13 protein-coding genes are annotated in these 19840 nt (G+C 25.8%); all 13 read left to right on the top strand.

Annotation, left to right across the window (positions count from 1 at the left end; genetic code table 11):
• On the top strand, positions 1–212 hold a 212-nt coding region (locus Q1J78_RS02895; RefSeq protein WP_498043804.1), incomplete at its 5' end, for a ferritin family protein.
• 167 nt (positions 213–379) lie between these two features.
• Positions 380–1084, top strand: a complete 705-nt coding sequence (locus Q1J78_RS02900) for an ABC transporter ATP-binding protein (protein ID WP_300277386.1) — start codon at positions 380–382, stop codon at positions 1082–1084.
• Entirely contained in the window at positions 1084–4329 is a 3246-nt protein-coding gene (locus tag Q1J78_RS02905) for an FtsX-like permease family protein (protein ID WP_301118249.1), read from the top strand. Before Q1J78_RS02900 ends, Q1J78_RS02905 begins: the two co-directional genes overlap by 1 nt.
• A gap of 153 nt (positions 4330–4482) precedes the next feature.
• The gene (locus Q1J78_RS02910) at positions 4483–4833 is read left to right on the top strand and encodes a DUF6483 family protein (RefSeq protein WP_300277392.1); all 351 of its coding nucleotides are present in this window, start codon (positions 4483–4485) and stop codon (positions 4831–4833) included.
• Between the two features lie 19 nt (positions 4834–4852).
• On the top strand, positions 4853–6541 hold the full coding sequence (locus Q1J78_RS02915; RefSeq protein WP_300277395.1) for a phospho-sugar mutase: 1689 nt from the start codon (positions 4853–4855) through the stop codon (positions 6539–6541).
• Between the two features lie 58 nt (positions 6542–6599).
• Positions 6600–7442, top strand: a complete 843-nt coding sequence (locus Q1J78_RS02920; protein ID WP_300277398.1) for a YihY/virulence factor BrkB family protein — start codon at positions 6600–6602, stop codon at positions 7440–7442.
• A gap of 431 nt (positions 7443–7873) precedes the next feature.
• Positions 7874–8515 (top strand): YitT family protein, encoded by a 642-nt coding sequence (locus Q1J78_RS02925; RefSeq protein ID WP_300277401.1) that lies wholly within the window; start codon positions 7874–7876, stop codon positions 8513–8515.
• 406 nt (positions 8516–8921) lie between these two features.
• Positions 8922–9935, top strand: coding sequence for a type I glyceraldehyde-3-phosphate dehydrogenase (gap, locus tag Q1J78_RS02930; RefSeq protein ID WP_300277404.1), 1014 nt, complete (start codon positions 8922–8924; stop codon positions 9933–9935).
• Between the two features lie 720 nt (positions 9936–10655).
• Positions 10656–11810 carry a CD0519/CD1768 family membrane protein gene (locus Q1J78_RS02935; RefSeq protein ID WP_300277407.1) on the top strand — a complete coding sequence of 385 codons (1155 nt, stop codon included), beginning with the start codon at positions 10656–10658 and terminating at the stop codon, positions 11808–11810.
• A gap of 397 nt (positions 11811–12207) precedes the next feature.
• Positions 12208–16455: a 2-hydroxyacyl-CoA dehydratase gene (locus tag Q1J78_RS02940; RefSeq protein WP_300277410.1), complete on the top strand. Its 4248-nt coding sequence runs from the start codon at positions 12208–12210 to the stop codon at positions 16453–16455.
• Positions 16456–16534: 79 nt separating this feature from the next.
• Complete coding sequence (locus Q1J78_RS02945; protein WP_300277413.1) at positions 16535–16906, top strand: C-GCAxxG-C-C family (seleno)protein; 372 nt, start codon at positions 16535–16537, stop codon at positions 16904–16906.
• Positions 16907–17101: 195 nt separating this feature from the next.
• Positions 17102–17818 carry a LytR/AlgR family response regulator transcription factor gene (locus Q1J78_RS02950; RefSeq protein WP_300277416.1) on the top strand — a complete coding sequence of 239 codons (717 nt, stop codon included), beginning with the start codon at positions 17102–17104 and terminating at the stop codon, positions 17816–17818.
• The gene (locus Q1J78_RS02955) at positions 17818–19254 is read left to right on the top strand and encodes a sensor histidine kinase (protein WP_300277419.1); all 1437 of its coding nucleotides are present in this window, start codon (positions 17818–17820) and stop codon (positions 19252–19254) included. The genes Q1J78_RS02950 and Q1J78_RS02955 overlap by 1 nt, the downstream gene beginning before the upstream one ends.
• Positions 19255–19840: the final 586 nt, after the last annotated feature.

Here is a 19840-nt window from a genome sequence, read left to right on the forward strand (position 1 = left end):
TAGGAGAAGTTGTAGAACCTTCAACTAAGAAAAACTTAGAATTAAGAGTTGACGCTGAATACGGTGCAACAGAAGGAAAATTAAAAATAGCTAAAAGAGCAAAAGAACTAGGATTAGATGCAATACACGATACAGTTCATGAAATGTGTAAAGATGAAGCTAGACATGGTAAAGCATTCTTAGGGTTATTAAATAGATATTTTTCTAAATAAATAATATAAATTAGTAAATCTAAATAGAAATAAAAACTCTCGGTATTTATATATCGAGAGTTTTTTATTTTTTATAAAAATTGAATTTTATAAAGTTTATACTAAAAATAATTATTTCATGCTATAATGAATTTAAACATAATATATTAATGAATAGAGGGATAATTATGTCAAAGTATATAGAATTTAAAGATGTAAAAAAAATATATAAAATGGGAGATGTTGAAATTTCAGCATTGAATGGAGTTGATTTTTCTATTGATAAGGGAGAATGTGTTGTAATAGTTGGTGCAAGTGGAGCAGGAAAAAGTACAATATTAAACATTTTAGGTGGTATGGATACTGCTACAACAGGACAAATCATTGTAGATGGAAATAGAATAGATAATTATAATGAAAAAGATTTAATATCGTATAGAAGATATGATATAGGGTTTGTATTTCAATTTTATAATCTTGTACAAAATCTTACGGCTAAGGAAAACGTTGAATTAGCTACACAAATATGTAAAAATCCTTTAAATATAGATGAAATATTAGATGAAGTTGGACTTAGTGATAGAAAAGATAATTTTCCAGCTCAACTATCTGGAGGAGAACAACAAAGAGTAGCTATAGCAAGAGCACTTGCAAAAAATCCCAAACTATTACTTTGTGATGAACCAACAGGTGCGTTGGATTATAATACAGGTAAAGCCATTCTTAAACTATTACAAAAAACGTGTAGAGAAATGGGTATGACAGTTATAATAATTACACATAATTTAGCAATAACTCCTATGGGGGACAAAGTTATAAAAGTTAAAAATGGAATAATTGAAAGCATTACTAAAAATGATAGTCCAGTTCCTATAGAAAGGATTGAATGGTAATGAAAAAAGCACTTAATAAGGACATAATAAGAGATATTTTAAAATCAAAAGGCAGATATTTTTCAATTATGATAATCGTTGCTTTAGGAGTTGCCTTTTTTTCAGGGATAAAAATATCTCCTATTGTAATGAGGGAAACAGTTGATAGCTATTATGATAAATATAATTTTATGGACATAGAGTTAATATCTACACTTGGACTAACTGATAATGATGTAAAATCTATTAAAAATTTAGAAAATGTAAAAGGTGTATTTCCTGCATATTCTATGGATGTAATAAGTAATTTAAATAACCAAGATAGAGTATTAAAAATACATTCATTTCCTACAAAAAACAATAACGATGAGAATTATATAAATAAATTAAAATTAATTAAAGGTAGACTCCCTAAAAAAACAGGAGAATGTGTAGTATTAAAACCAAAATATGATCATCTAAATTTATCTATTGGAAAAAATATAAAAGTAGATACTGGTACAGATGAAAAAATAGATGAAAAGTTGAAAACTAATAAATACAAAATAGTAGGGATAGTACAATCACCATCATATTTGTCTTTTGATTTTGGTAATTCATCAATAGGTTCGGGCAACGTAGATGGAGTGATGATTGTACCTCAAGAAGATTTTAAATTAGATGCTTACACAGAAATGTATATAACAGCAAATGGTGCAAAAGAGAAAGTGTCTTTTTATCCTGAATACAAAGAAACTGTAAAAAAGGCAGAAAATCAAATTGAATCTATCTCAGAAAAAAGAATCGATGCTAGATATGAAGAAGTTGTGAAAGATGCTACTGAAGAATTAAATAAATCAAAAAAAGAATATAATGATAAGAAAAAAGAAACAACTGATAAAATAAAAAATGCAGAAAAAGAATTAGAAAATGGAAAGAAAGAAATAAAAAATGCAAAATCAAAATTAAAGGCTGAAAAAATAAATGTAAAAAATCAAATAAAAAATGGAAAGAAAAAATTATTAAATGCAGAAAAAGAATTAGAAAATGGACGAGAAAAATATAAATCTTCAAGAAAAGAATTTATATCAAAAAAAGAAAAAGTAAGTTCTCAAATAACAAATGCAGAAAATCAATTAAAACCTTTAAAAGAAAAAATAAATTCTACAAAATCAGATATATCTAATTTAGAAAATCAATTAAATAATCCGAACATATCTGAAGAAGAAAAAAATAATATTATTGAAAGAATATACGGATATAAAGCTATTTTATCTAATTTAGAATCTCAATATAATGAAGGAAATAAAAAGATAAATAGTATAAAAAATGAGCTGAAAAATGCAGAAAATCAACTATATAAAGCTAAATTAAAATTAGATAAATCAGAAAGAAAAATAAAAAGTGAAAAAAATAAATTAGTTTCTATGGAAGAAAAGGCTAAACTAGAATTTAAAAAAGCTGAAGAAGAAATAATAAAAAATGAGAAAAAAATAGAAGACAATGAAATTAAATTTAAAAATTCTAAAGAAAAAGCAAAAAATGAATTTGCAAAAGCTGAAAAAAAATTAAAAGATGCAGAAGATGAAATAAAAAAAATAGAAAAACCAGAATGGTATATATTAAATAGAGATAAACAGTATTCATCAGCAGAGTATGCAGGTTGTGCAGATAGTATAGATGCACTAGCAAGTATTTTCCCGATATTCTTTGTATTAGTTGCAGCACTTGTTGCATTGACAACAATGACTAGAATGGTAGATGAGCAAAGAATAAATATAGGAACACTAAGAGCACTTGGATATAATTCAAAAATGATTGCAAAAAAATACATTATCTATGCTATGTCAGCTAGTTCAATAGGTTCTATTTTAGGGTTAATCATAGGATATACAGTGTTTCCTATTATAATCTATAACTCTTATGCAATAATGTATACTGTTCCAAAGGTAAATTTAAAATTTGATTTACTAATATCGATATTATCAATAGTAACATCTATATTTGTAACAACATTTACAGCATACATAGCTTGTAGAAAAGAACTTATAGAAACACCAGCGATACTTATGAGACCTAAAGCACCTAAAAAAGGAAAAAGAATATTGCTTGAAAAAATAGGATTTATCTGGAATAAAATAGGATTTATTTGGAAAGTAACACTTAGAAATATATTTAGATATAAGAAAAGATTTTTAATGACTGTATTAGGAATATCAGGATGTACAGCATTAATACTAACAGGATTTGGTATAAGAGATTCAATAAGAATGATTGTAGATGTACAGTTTGGAGAATTGAATAAATATAGTATGACAACAAGTTTTGATTCTGATGAAAAAATAGAAAATATAAATAAATTAAAATCATTTATAAAAGAAGAAAATGGAATAAAAGAAATAGGTATGTTCAACAATCAAAATGCAAAAGTTATGATAAATAATAAAGAAAAAGAAGTTACAATAATAGTTCCAGAAGATAAAAGTAATTTTGAAAAATTTATAACTTTAAGAGATAGAAAAGAGCATAAGCCTATAAATTTAAAAGATAATGGTGTTGTTATATCAGAAAAAGCAGCTAGAAATTTAAATGCTAAAATTGGAGATAGTATAAAAATATTAAATGAAAATGATGTAACTGCAAAAGCTAAAATAATAGGAATATCAGAAAACTATGTTAATCATTATATTTATATGACGAATAACTACTATAAAAAATTATTCAACAGAAAAGCAGATATTAATAGAGTTTATGGAATAACTGATGAAAAAATAACTATAAAAGAAGAGGACAAGATTGCTAAAAATATAATGGACTCAACTTGTGCAAATGGAACAGTATTTACAACAGGAATAAAAGATGGTTTTTCAGATACAATAAAATCATTAAATTATGTTGTTATATTGATGATAGTGTCAGCAGGAGCGTTGGCATTTGTAGTACTTTACAATTTAAGTAATGTAAATATTTCTGAAAGGATAAGAGAAATAGCGACTATAAAGGTATTAGGATTTTATGATAAAGAAGTATCAGCATATATTTATAGAGAAAATGTAATATTAACATTAATAGGAGCTTTTGTAGGTCTTGGACTTGGAAAAGTATTACATCAATTTATAATGATTACAGTAGAAGTTGAAAATATGATGTTTGGACGAATAATAAATCCTTTAAGTTATTTAGCGTCATTTGTATTGACTATAATAATGGGAGTTATAGTTAATATAGTAATGAATAGAAAACTTAAAAAAGTAAAAATGGTAGAATCTTTAAAATCTGTAGATTAATAAAGTTAAAAAAATAAACTTAAATTCAATGAAATTAAAAAAAATATAGACTATATAGACTATAAAAGTTACAATATAATAAAAAGAATAATAAAGTTGATTGCATTTGCAGTCAACTTTATATTTTTAAAAAGATATATAGAGGTGATAATAATGCCAATAATTGATGAAGTTATAAATACTATAAAAAAGCAGATAGCGAAGATGTTGCTTAATAAAAAATATAGTGATTATTCTGATATGGATATTGTCTACAATTCAGATGAAGAAATTTTTCTTATAACTTTAAAGAGATTAGTATTTGAAAATAAAATAAATGAAGCTGAAGAAATTTTGTTTGACAGAGCTGAAAATAATCCAACAGAAAATTTACAGTACATAGCTATTGAATTTTATACTATGGTTATGGAAAAATCAGATGAAGAATTAAAAGAAGCTGATTTTGACAGAAAAGAAGTAACAATTGGTATAATGGATTTTAGAGAAATAATGGGAATAGAATAATAATTTATTGGAGGGATTTATGAATTATATAGAAACTTATAAAAAATGGTGTGAAAGTGAATATTTTGATAAAGAAACAAAGGAAGAATTAATAAAAATAAAAGATGATGAAAAAGAAATAGAAGATAGATTCTATAAAGATTTAGAGTTTGGGACAGCTGGACTAAGAGGTATTATATCTTATGGAACAAATAGAATGAATAAATATACTGTCAGAAGAGCTACTTTTGGACTTGCAAAGTATATTTTAGAAAATATAGAAAATGCAAAAGATAGAGGAGTAGTAATAGCACATGATAATAGACATAAATCTAGAGAATTTTGCATAGAAACTGCAAAAACTTTAGCAGCTTGTGATATAAAAGCATATATATTTGAAGATTTAAGAACAACTCCAGAATTATCATTCGCTGTTAGAAATTTAAAATCAGCAGCAGGAGTTGTTATTACAGCTAGCCATAATCCATCAGAATATAATGGATATAAAGTATATGGGCCAGATGGAGCTCAATTTATGCCTAAATATGCAGATATGATAACTGATAAAGTAAATTCAATAGAAGATTTTAGTATAATACCAGAATTTACAGAAGAAAAAGCTGATTTAATAGAGGTGTTATCAGAAAAGTACGATAGAGATTTTATAGAAACTATTAAAAATGGAGTGATAAGACAAGATATTATAGATAAAGTTGGAAATGATTTTAAAATAATATACACTCCTCTTTGTGGAACAGGATCTAGAGTTATACAAAATGTATTAAGAGAAGTTGGGTTCAAAAATGTAGACGTTGTACCTGAAGAAGAAAAACCAGATCCAAATTTTGCTGGAATAAAATATCCAAATCCTGAAGAAAAACAAGCTTTAAATAGAGGAATAGAACTAGCAAAGAAAAAAGGAGCAAATTTATTAATAGCAACTGATCCAGATTGTGATAGAGTTGGTATTGCCGTTAAAGATATTAATGGAGAATATCAATTGCTTACAGGAAATCAAATAGGTGGATTATTAACTCAATACATAATAGAATCAAAAAAAGAAAAAGGAAATTTAAAGGATAATTCTGTAATAATAAAATCTATTGTAACATCAGAATTTGGTGCTGATATAGCAAAAGAAAATAATGTTGAAACAATAAATGTTTTAACTGGATTTAAATTTATTGGAGATAAAATAAAATTATTTGAAGAAAATAAAGAAAAAGAATATATCTTTGGATATGAAGAAAGCTATGGATATTTACCAGGAACACATGTTAGAGATAAAGATGGAGTTTCTACATCTCTTTTAATAGCTGAAATGGCTGCATATTATGAAACAAAAGGTATGAGTTTATATGAAGTTTTACAGGATACATATAAAAAATATGGGTATTATTTAGAAGAAAATGTATCTATAACTTTAAAAGGGAAAGATGGACTTGAAAAAATCCAAAGAATAATAAATAAATTCAGAAATGGAGATTTTTCAAAAGAAATAGATATAAAAGAAGTATTAGATTTTGAAAAAGGGGTAAATGAATATCCAAAAGCAAATGTTCTTAAATATATATTAAATGATGGAAGTTGGTTTGCAATAAGACCATCTGGAACAGAACCAAAACTAAAATTCTACTTTGCTGTATCAGATACTGAAAAAGAGAAAGCTGTTAAAAAATTAAATAGTATAAAAGAAATTATTCTAAGTATACAAGAATCTGTAGAGTAAATAAAAAATATTATTTAGTGAAAATATTATCCTAAGTTGTGGAATGGAGAGATTGTATATGATAATAGATAGAAATAAATTAAATCATTTATTTGCAAAACTTAACTATAGTAGATTGAGTTCTAAATCAGCTGAAGTTGCATTTTTCCTTACAATGTCTATATTTCCATTTCTAATGTTTACTGTATCGATTGTAGCTTACGTTCCTATATTACAAATTACAAAATATATGGCAATGTTAGAAAAAGTAATACCAGTAAAAGCAATAGGATTTGTAGATTTAGTAGTAAAATCAGCTGTAGACAAAAGAAACACACATTATATGATTGTCAGTTTTTGTTTGACTATGTGGACATTTTCTAGAGCTGTAAAAGCACTTATAAAAGGAATGAATACATCTTTTTATTCTCCTGAAACTAGGTCTTTTATGAAAGTTATGATGATATCTATGATTTTTACACTAATGCTTTTAATTTTGATATTTTCAACTATGACACTATTGGTATATGGTGAAAAAATAGGAATAGTTATATTTAAATTTTTAGGTTTTGATGAAGTGTTTTTAAATCTATGGAATATAACAAGATATGGAGCAGGAACAATTAGTACAATAATAGTTTTTACACTTTTATATAAATACACACCAAATATAAAACTATCTACAAAAATGGTTGCTCCAGGTGCAGTTTTTGCAACATTTGGCTGGTTTTTGATGTCATACCTATATTCTTACTATACTAATCATTTTTCTAACTATAGTGCTATATATGGAAGTTTTCGGGAAATAATCGTATTATTAACATGGTTGTATTTTAGTAGTTGGGTGATTGTAATAGGGTATGAAATAAATGCAAGGTTATATAGAAGAAGAAAAAGAAGATTAGAAGTAATTCCTGAATAATTGAATTATAAATTACAAGAATATGTATAAAGTATATAAAATATACTTATCAAACAAAAATATATAAAAAATATTAACTTGAATTTTGAAATTAAGTTAATATAAGTATAATACTCAGTATAACTAAACAAAAGTAAAAAATATACAAATATTTAGTATTTATAAACTAGAAAAAAATTAATAAAAACTTACTGTTTATTAATACTAAGAAAACATACAATTAATAAAAACAAAGTTAAAATGTGAAAACATTTTATATATTGGAAATACTATATTTATGATGTGGTTCATGAAAAATAAATAAAAAAACGAAAAAAGAGCTGCTCAAAAATTAACGAGCAGCTCTAATAATTTAAAAATAAAAATTCACCTTTACTTTACTTTTTTTATTGTTTATAATGATGATAACAAAAAGAAAAGGAAGGGATACTATGTATGACAGGCGATCTTTAAAGGATATATCTTTAATACTAATAGGATCGACAATATTAGCATTTGGAGTTTACAACTTCTATTATTTAAATAACATTACAGAAGGAGGAGTACTTGGTACTATACTATTATTAAAAAATATATTTAATATAAATGTATCTTTAGCAGGAGCTATACTAGATATAGCATTTCTTGTAATGGGATTTAAAATGTTTGGTAAAAAATTCTTTATATATTCAGTTGGTGCATCTATAGGATTTTCAGTTTTATATAACATATTTGAAACTGTAGGACCTTTAGTTCCACAAATGAATATGTTAACATCAGCAGTCTTAGGAGGCTTGTCTGTTGGAATTGGATGTGGAATTATAATGAGGGCAGGATGTGCTTCAGGAGGAGATGATGCTTTAGCAATGATAATTTCTAAGGTAACTTCTCTAAAATTAGGAACAATTTATCTAATAACTGATGGTGTAGTATTATTACTATCTATTAGTTACATACCTATAATACAGTTAATATATTCAATTATAGCAGTGTTAATAAGTGGAAAAACAATTGATTTTATATATGAATTAGGAAAAGATGATAACAAAGTTGAAAAAACAAAAAAACTTTCAGCTGGTGTTCATGTAGCATAAACAATGTATAAAAGATAAATATAAAAAAGATTATACTATTTTGATATATATGAATTATTTATAACTTTAAATAAAAAATTGAGTGTAAAAAAGACCTAATAAGTAGGTCTTTTTTTATATTCTTTTTAAAAATTAGTTAAAAATAAAATTTGATAAAAATGGATTTTAAAACACAATAATAAAAGATATACTATTTATCTATAATTAGAATGTATAAATAAGTAATTTATAACTAAAATGCATATTAATATACTATAAATAAAAAAATAGAACATAAATAATAAATTAACATTAAAAAATATTGAATAAATCGATTAAATAGTGTATACTGTTTAATGTAATGAAACATAATAATCAACATATTAAAAGGATTAAAACTTTTATTGTATATAGGGAGGACGTATAAATGTCGATTAAAGTAGGTTTAAATGGATTTGGAAGAATAGGTAGAGCAGTATTGAGAATTGCTCAAAATGAATTTGGTGATGATATAGAAATAGTAGCATTAAATGCTAGAGCAGATACAGAAACTTTAGCTCATTTATTTAAATATGATTCATGTTATGGCATATTCAATGGGGATGTTTGTGCTGTTGATGAAAACGTTATGAAGGTTAATGATAAAGAAATAAAAATATTTAGATGTAATGATCCAAAAGATATACCTTGGGGAGAATTAGGTGTTGATATAGTAATAGAATCAACAGGTATATTTAAAGATAGAGAAAAAGCATCAAAACATTTAGAAGCAGGAGCTAAAAAAGTAATAATTACAGCACCAGGAAAAAATGAAGATATTACTATTGTTATGGGGGTTAATGAAGGTGAATATGATTCATCAAAACACAATATAATATCTAATGCATCATGTACTACAAACTGTCTAGCACCATTTGCTAAAGTTCTTGATGATAAATTTGGCATTGAAAAAGGATTAATGACAACAGTTCATTCTTATACTAATGACCAAAGAATACTTGATAAAACTCATAAAGATTTAAGAAGAGCTAGAGCAGCTGGAGAATCTATAATACCTACAACAACAGGAGCTGCAAAAGCAGTATCAAAAGTATTACCACAATTAGAAGGAAAATTAAATGGTTTTGCTCTTAGAGTACCTACACCAACTGTATCTCTTGTAGATTTAGTTTGTGAGCTTAAAAAATCTACAACAGTAGAAGAAATAAATAAAGCATTTAAAGAAGCAGCAGAAGGAGATATGAAAGGAATTTTAGGATATAGTGAATTACCTTTAGTTTCTGTAGATTACAAAGGAGATTCAAGATCTTCAATAGTAGACGGACTATCTACTTTAGCTATGGGAGATAAAATGTTTAAAGTTATATCTTGGTATGACAATGAATGGGGATATTCAGCTAGAACTGTTGATTTAGTAAAATTTGTTGCAAAATCACTATAATAAAAATTCTTTCAAATTTGAAATGAAAATAATTAAAAAGTTTTATATTATAATAATTGTATAAAAAATATCAGAGTATTTATAAAGTGTGTTAAAAAGATAAAAAGATACTAAAATGATGCTACACAAAATGTAGCATCATTTTTTATTTTTTTATAAGTAAATATAAATTAAATCAAAAAAATAAGTCTAAAATAAGTTTAAAAAAAATAAAATTTATACATCAAGTTGTTACTTAAGTTGTTACTGATATAAGAATAAGTTATAAAAAATATATTTGCTTATTAGAAAAATCTGAAAAATAAGTCTATAAAAAATAGAAAACTTACAAAAAAAGAATATAATTTTTGTTGAATTTGAAAATAAAAACATTTTCCAAGCTATAAATTACAAAAAAATTAAAAAATAATTTATACAATTTAGTTATAGATAAAAGAAGAAAATGAATTTAAAAGTAGCAAAATCTTAAAAAAAATCCAAAAGTAACAACTTGTAACAATTGTGAAAGTCGCTTGTTGTAGGTAATTTAGATACTTTTAGTAAAATTCTTTGAAATAATTATTTGTAGAATTATACATAAAGACTTGCAGTTTTCAAAAAAAACTGAATTTTTACAATGATAAAAGTTAAACAAATTAGTTGCAAAATAAATAATTTAAAAGTATAATATATATAAGAAATAAATAAAAATTATATGGATTTTAGAAAGGAAGAGACAAAATGGAAGCAGCAGAAGGCAAAAAAAGAGTAAAAGCAGTCAGCACTGAAACATTTGTGTTCTTAGCAGTTCTACTATTAATATTTGGTGGAATAGGAAAAATAATGGGCGTTGGATTAATGTTCAAAACAATGATGGCAACAGCTCATGACTTACTTTTAAACACAGTATTCTTAATAATGGCATTAGCAGTTTTAGCAGGAGCTCTTAGTGCATTATTATCAGAATTTGGTGTTATAGCATTAATAAACAAAATATTCGCACCTATAATAAAACCAGTTTATGGTTTACCTGGTGCAAGTATAACAGGAGCAGTAGCTACTTACTTATCAGATAACCCAGCTATAATATCTTTCGCAAAAGATAAAGCATTCACTCAGTATTTCAAAAAATACCAGACACCTGCACTTTGTAACTTAGGTACAGCATTTGGTATGGGTCTTATAGTTACAACATTCATGATGGCACAAGGATCAGAATATATGTTACCAGCTTTAATAGGTAACCTTGGAGCAATAATAGGTTCTATAATATCTGTTAGATTAATGTTAATACAGACTAAAAAATACTACGGTGAACATGCAAATGATCAGGTAGGAGAAACTTTATCTGAAGATGGACAAGAATTTAGAGAAGTAAGAGAAGGTAACTTATTCCAGAGAGTTCTAGATGCTATGCTAGAAGGTGGTAAACTAGGTGTTGATATGGGTATGGCTATAATACCAGGAGTATTAATAGTTTGTACAATGGTTATGATGTTAACATTTGGACCATCAGCTGATGGAACATATACTGGTGCAGCTTATGAAGGTATAAAATTATTACCTCTATTAGGTGAAAAAATAAGATTTATAATAGAACCATTATTTGGATTTAAATCAGCAGAAGCTATAGCATTCCCTATAACTTCATTAGGAGCAGTTGGTGCAGCAATGTCACTAGTTCCAGAATTTATAAAAAATGGTGTAGTAACACCTAACGATATAGCAGTATTCACAGCAATGGGTATGTGCTGGTCAGGATACCTAAGTACTCACATAGGTATGATGGATGCACTAGATGCAAGACCATTAGCAAGTAAAGCAATATTATCACATACAGTTGGAGGACTTTGTGCAGGTATATCTGCTCACTTAATCTTCATGTTAGTAGGATAATATAAATAGATAATAATTTAAATTTAATAATAGAAAATAGAACCTCAGATATCTGAGGTTCTATTATTTTAATAACCTCCTATTTAGGAGGTTATTTTTAAATAATGTAATAATAAAATTAAATAATATATATAAAATAGAATTTTATTTGTAATATAAATGAAATAATGTTATAAAAGTAAATAAGTATGTTAGAATTAAATATATGATAATAGATTAAACTATTGATATAAAAAGTTATTAAATATTATTCAATAGCATGATCAAACTACATAATTAATAAAATATATAAAAATTAAAGAGTACAAAAACAAAGTGCTAAAGGCATGAATAAAATAAATAATGAAAGGAGTATGTCAAAAGTTATAGATATTTATAGATTTTTGACGACGGAGCAATGGAGAGTTTATATAAAGTTGGAGTTGATGTAGGTTCTACTACAGTAAAAATAGTTCTTCTTGATAAAGAAAATAATATACTATTTAAAAAATATCAAAGACATTATTCTGATGTAAAAAAATCTATAATAGAAGTTTTAAATGATGTATATGAAATAATTGGGAATTCTCCTATAAAAATTATAATAACTGGCTCAGGTGGTATAGGAGTATCAAAGAAATTGGGGGTTAAATTCGTTCAAGAAGTCATTTCTAGTACTAAATCAATTGAGTATTACCACCCAGAAACAGATGTAGTTATAGAATTAGGTGGAGAAGATGCAAAAGTAACATATATAACAGGTGGAATAGATCAAAGAATGAATGGTATTTGTGCAGGTGGGACTGGAGCATTTATAGATCAAATGGCTACACTTTTAAAAACAGATGCATCTGGATTAAATGAACTTGCAAAAGGATATGATACTATATATCCAATAGCATCAAGATGTGGTGTGTTTGCTAAAACAGACATACAACCTCTTATAAATGATGGTGCAAAAAAAACAAATATAGCGATGAGTATATTTAATGCAGTAGTTGTTCAGACAGTGAGTGTATTATCATGTGGTAGAAAAATAGAAGGAAAAGTGGCTTTTTTAGGTGGACCTTTATACTTTTTATCTGAATTAAGACAAGCATTTAAAAATGTATTAAATCTAAAAGATGAAGATATAATATTTCCAGAAAATGCACAATTATATATAGCCATAGGAGCAGCATTATTATCAGAAAATGAAAAAGAGATTTCTATAAAAAATCTTTTAGAAAAATTGAACTCTATAAAAACAATAGATGATGGGAATGTCAACTTACTAGAACCATTATTTAAAGATGAAGAAGAATATAATGAGTTTAAAGAAAAACACAATAAAAATAATGTAGAAAAATATGACATAAATAATTACAAAGGTAATTGTTTCTTAGGAATAGATGCAGGTTCAACAACTACAAAAGCTGTTCTTATAGGAGAAAATGGAGAACTTCTTTATTCTTACTACTCTAGCAATGAAGGTAATCCATTAAAAACAACTATAAATATAGTAAAAGAGATATATTCTATATTACCTAAAAAATGTAAAATAGTTTCATCTACATCAACGGGATACGGAGAAGCACTTATAAAAAGAGCATTAAAACTAGATTTTGGAGAGATAGAAACTATAGCACATTATAAAGCTGCTAAATTTTTCAATAAAGATGTTGATTTTATTTTAGACATAGGTGGTCAAGATATGAAATGTCTAAAAGTTAAAAATGGAGTAATAGAAAGCATAATACTTAATGAAGCTTGTTCTTCTGGTTGTGGTTCTTTCCTTGAAACATTTGCAAAATCATTGTCTATGGATATAAAAGAATTTGCAAAAGAAGGAATATATTCAAAAAAACCTGTAGACTTAGGTTCTAGATGTACAGTATTTATGAATTCTAGAGTAAAACAAGCACAAAAAGAAGGAGCACAAGTTTCTGATATTTCAGCAGGACTTTCTTATTCTGTAATAAAAAATGCTTTATTTAAAGTAATAAAAATGAAAGACTTAAATGAAATAGGAGAAAATATTGTTGTACAAGGAGGAACTTTTTACAATGATTTAGTTTTAAGAGCATTTGAAAAAATGATAAAAAAAGATGTAATAAGACCTAATATAGCAGGTCTTATGGGAGCATTTGGAGCAGCACTTGTTGCAAAAGAAAAATACAATCCTCAAAATAAAACTAAAATGCTAAAAGCAGAAGAATTAGATTCATTAAAAGTTCAAGCCGAAGTTACTAGATGTAAAGGTTGTTCAAATCATTGTTTACTTACAATAAATAAATTTTCAGAAACAGAATCATTTGTATCAGGAAATAGATGCGAAAGAGGAGAAGCTCTTTATAGTGGAGAACAATCTATAGGTGAAAAAGAAACTGTAAATTTATATAAATATAAATATGATAGAGTATTTAACTATAAACCTTTATCTGAGAAAGAGGCAAAAAGGGGAGAAATAGGTATTCCAAGAGTATTGAATATGTATGAAGATTATCCTTTTTGGTTTACGTTCTTTAATGAATTAGGATTTAGAGTATTATTATCAAGCAGATCGTCAAAAAAAGTCTATGAAAGAGGAATAACAAGTATAGCTTCTGATACAGTTTGTTATCCAGCAAAATTAGTACATGGACATATAGAATCATTAATAGATAGAGGAATAAAAACGATATTTTATCCATGTGTGACAAATGAAAATAAAGAAGATACAACAGCAGATAATTATTATAATTGTCCTGTAGTAGTATCTTACTCAGAAGTTATAAGAAATAATGTAGATAGTATAAGAGAAAATAACATTAGATATATAAATCCTTTTGTTAGTATAAATAATAAAGAAAAACTCAAAAAAAGAATGTATGAAATACTATCTAATTATTACAATGACATAACAAAAAAAGAAATAGATAAAGCAATAGATAAAGCTACTGAAGAAGAAAACTCTTTCAAAGAAGATATAAAAAAACAAGGTGAAAAGGCTATTGAATATTTAAATAAAAATGGCAAAAAGGGGATAGTTCTCTCAGGTAGACCTTATCATATAGACCCAGAAATAAATCATGGTATGCCAGAATTAATAAATTCTTTGAATATGGCTGTACTAACAGAAGATTCTATATCACATTTAGCAAAACTAGAAAGACCATTAAGAGTAGTAGATCAATGGGTATATCATTCAAGATTATATAAAGCGGCTACTTTTGTTAGAGAACATGACAACATAGAGCTTGTTCAACTAAATTCATTTGGATGTGGGTTAGATGCCGTTACTACAGATCAGGTAAAAGAAATACTAGATGAAAAAGAAAAAATATATACACTTTTAAAAATAGATGAAGGAAATAATTTAGGTGCAGCAAAAATAAGAATTCGTTCATTAAAGGCAGCTATGGAAGAAAGAGAAATGAACGGAATAAAATCAAGTGAGAAGGAAACAAAAAAAATTGAATATGCTAAAAATAATAAAATAACTAAAACAAGGACTATTTTAGCACCTCAAATGGCACCAATTCAATTTGACTTTATAGAAGCCGCAGTAAATCAAAATGGATTAAATATAGAAATATTAAAAGACTATAGCCCTGATATAATAGAAGAAGGATTAAAATATGTAAATAACGATGCTTGTTTCCCTGCGATAATAGTAGTAGGACAATTAATAAAAGCACTAAAATCAGGAAAATATGATTTAGAAAATACATCAGTAGCAATTACACAAACAGGTGGAGGGTGTAGAGCTACAAATTATATAGGTTTTTTAAGAAAAGGCCTACAGGATGCAGGATTTGGAAATATTCCAGTAATAGCACTTAGTGTAAATGGAATAGAACAAAGTGGAATAAAAGAAATGATGAGTTTATCTTTGGGAATAAGATTACTTATGGGTGTCGTATATGGCGACTTACTTATGAAAGTACTTATAAGGGTTAGACCATATGAAAAAGTAAAAGGAAGTGCTGATAAACTTTATGAAAAATGGAAAAATAAATGTATATCAGATATGAAAAATCCAAAATTTAAAGAATTTAAGAAAAATATATATGATATTGTAAATGATTTTGATAATTTAGAATTATTAGATATAAAAAAACCAAAAGTTGGTCTTGTTGGTGAAATATTGGTTAAATTCCACCCAATAGCAAATAATGATTTAATAGGAATACTTGAAAAAGAAGGAGCAGAAGCTGTAGTTCCAGAGCTTATGAATTTCTTTATGGCATGTGCATACAACACAATATACAAATATAAAAATTTAGAGGGTAAAAAAACAACTCAATTTATGGGAAATCTATTCATAAAAATAGTTGAAAGATACCAAAAAATATACAATGATGCACTCTCAAAAAGCAACAGATTTGTAGGAATAAAACCTATTTCCAAAATGGCAGAAGATGTAGAAAAAGTTGTTTCTATAGGAAATCAAACAGGAGAAGGTTGGCTATTACCAGCAGAAATGATAGAACTTATAGATAATGGAGTAGATAATATAATATGTATGCAACCATTTGGATGTTTACCAAACCACATAATAGGAAAAGGTGTTATAAAAGAAATGAAAAGACAATATCCAAAAGCTAACATTATACCTATCGATTATGACCCTTCAGCAAGTTCTGTAAATCAATTAAATAGAATAAAATTAATGCTTTCTAAAGCATTTTCGGAAATAAAATAAAATAAAATAAATTCCTTGATACTTTCTTTACCTTATAATATAATAAAATTTGGTAAAAGAAGTAGGAAGGAATGATAAAATGAAAAAACCATCAGAAATCTATAAAGAAGGATATAATTGTGCAGAATCATTAATAATAGCATATAATGAAGAATTTAATACATCTATACCAGTTAGAATTTGTACTGCTCTTGGCGGTGGCTGTGGAGTAGGAAGTATTTGTGGAGCTGTAAATGCAGCATCTATAATAATAGGTGAAGTTAAAGGTAGAGACCATTCTAGTGGAGATAAGATGTTAGCTAAGAAATATGTTCAGGCTTTTATGAAAGAGATTGATTCAAGATATAAAACACATATATGTAGAGAATTAAAAGCAAATAAAGTAACTTGTGCAGAGATAATGGATGTAAGCTACGAAGTTGTTAAAGAAATTTTAAAACAGGATTTATAAAATCGAATAAAAAGAATTTAAAGGGATTATTACAATGATTTGTGATAATCCCCTTTTTAATATAATTTATAAAAACTACATTAAAAAGTTGTATAAAATATAATAAAAAATCATATTTTCATTATATAAAAATAAACTTATGATACAATAAGAGTATAATTTAATAAATATTAAAATTTATTAGGGGGGGTAAAAATGATAACAATAGGAATATGTGATGATGAACTAGAAGTTAGAGATACTATAAAAAAATCTATAATAGAAATAATGAAAGATGATACTACAGAATATCAAATAAAAGAATTTAGTAGTGGTGATGATGTTATAAAATATATATCATCTGATAATGAGATAGATATACTGTTTTTAGATATACAAATGAATGGATTAGATGGTATGGAAACAGCTCGTAAGCTTAGAGAATATGATAAAACAACAGAGATACTTTTTGTAACATCTATTGAGAGTAAGATTAGTGAAGCATTTGAAGTGAGGGCATTTAGATTTATCAAAAAGCCTGTACAGTATGAGGTTATAGAAAAGAATCTAAAAGAATGTGTAATAGAAATAACGAGAAAGAGGGGATGTTTCTTAAAAATAAAAACAGAAACAGGATTTAGAAAAATATATAGTAGAGATATTGTATATATAGAGGTACTCAATAGAGTTATAAAAATATATACAAAAGAAGATAAATTTGAATATAGAGGAACTCTAGAAGAAACAATGAATAACCTTGAAAAGCAGCTATTTGTACAATGTCATAGAAGTTATGTTGTAAATATAATATACATAAAAGAAATAGGCAACAAGGATATTATTATGAAAGATGGATCTATTGTACCAATAAGTAGGAGTAAGTATAAAGAAGTGATGAATAGATACTTCTGGTCAGTAGGTGAGGATGTATAATGAGTGATGTATTATTAGCGGAAATTATAAGATTGGCGAGTATAGTTTTATCTATCAGTATAGTTAATTTTGCAGTTGGATATAGGAAAAACTGTGATATAGATAAATGGAAGAATATAGCTATTCAATCAGCTATAGTGGTGATTATGTTTATCATATTAAGATATATTGCTGTATGGAATATATATTGTATATATAATGAAAAATTAAATTATATAGAGCGTTACTTCAGTCTATTTTCTATTATCAAAAATTTTGATTTTTCAATAATAAACTTTATGTGGATTGCAGTAAATGTAGCTATAATAGCTAGTATGACATTGATATACAATAAAATATATAAAGTTGATTGGAAGAAATTTATATTTTTATATATTCTATCTGGACAATATACAAGTATATTTGTAACTATTATTATACCAAGAATATTATTTGCAATTCAAACTGGTAAAAGTTTATCAGATGATATTGTTCATAATTTAAATATACACGATTGGAATATATTTAATATGAAGGTATTAGTAATTTTATTTTTAGTATGTATGTTAATTATTATTTCTATTAATATTATAAATAAAATTTTAAAAAATAAAATATATGTATACGCATCATACATTATTCTTGTAAACAGTGTATTTATAATGTTAAAAACATTAGTAAAATTTGCAGAAAAATATGGAGGATTTCCAGTTGAACAGTATTTGATTATTATAGAAGTAATACCCCAATTATCTATATTAGCCATTTCAATAACTATTTATATAGTTATTGAAATGAAAAAAGAAAACGAGGAAAGAATAAAAGAAAAACAGGTATACAATAGACTAGAAACTAAAAATGATTATTATGAAAAAGTGGAAGAAGCTCAAAATCAAATAAGAAGATTGTATCACGATATGAATAATCATCTATACAATATACAGATGATGAATAAAAGCTCAGAAGGTGCATCTGAATATATATTAAGCTTACAAAATGAGCTTAATGAAGCTCGTAAAACTAGAGTAAGTGGAAACTCTCTTTTTGATATAATTGTAAATGAAAAAATGAATATTTGTAAAAGTAAAGGTATAGAGTTCGATATTGATGTTGACTCTAAAAATACAGAATTTATTAAGAATATGGATATGTCTAGTATATTAGCAAATATATTAGATAATGCTATAGAAGCCTGTGATAAAATGATAAGCAATAAAAAATATATAAAATTAACTTCTATGTGGGCAGATGATATGTTTGTAATAATCTGTGAAAATAGCAAAGAAAATAAGGTTAAAAAAATAGGTGATAGATTTATAACTGATAAGTTCAATAAATCTGAGCATGGAATAGGAATAAAAAGCGTCGAAAAATCTGTAAAAAATTATGATGGAAATATGATGATATTCTGCGACGATAATTTATTTAAAGTTAAAATAATGATTCCTAAGAGATAAGATTTAATATAAAGTTTATAAATTTGAGAGTGTATATGTTGTGAAAATGATGTGTATGCTCTTATTTTTTGTTTGTAAAGATAAATTTTTACCATTAAGGACGTTTTTTCTACCACTCGGGACAAAATTATTGTTTTTAATTATTTAAAATGTTATTTTAAAGACAAGAAAAGGGAAGAAGATTAAAGATAACAAATTCTTAACTTTGATATATTAACTGAATTGAAAAGATTGAAAGTAGTAGCCTGCACACAGAATAAAAGAAAAAATAAAAAAAGATTTGCTAGAGGATACTATTTGAGATTCTAATTTAGTTCAGATTTATATATAAAATAATTAAAAACAATAGGAGGACTAAAAATGAAAAACGAAAAATTAATAAAAGGTGGAAAAAAATAATGGGGTGATATTATGAAAAAAATATATAGAAAACTTTCTTTACAATATATAAAAAAGAATAAATCAAGAAGTCTGATGATGCTTATTATGATAATAGCTACAGTAGCATTTATGATTTCTATAGACATGATAGATATATCTAGAGCATATGATAAAGCAGAAGTATATAAAAGAACATATGGAGATT

Source organism: Peptacetobacter sp., assembly GCF_029264495.1.
Taxonomy (GTDB): Bacteria; Bacillota; Clostridia; order Peptostreptococcales; family Peptostreptococcaceae; genus Peptacetobacter.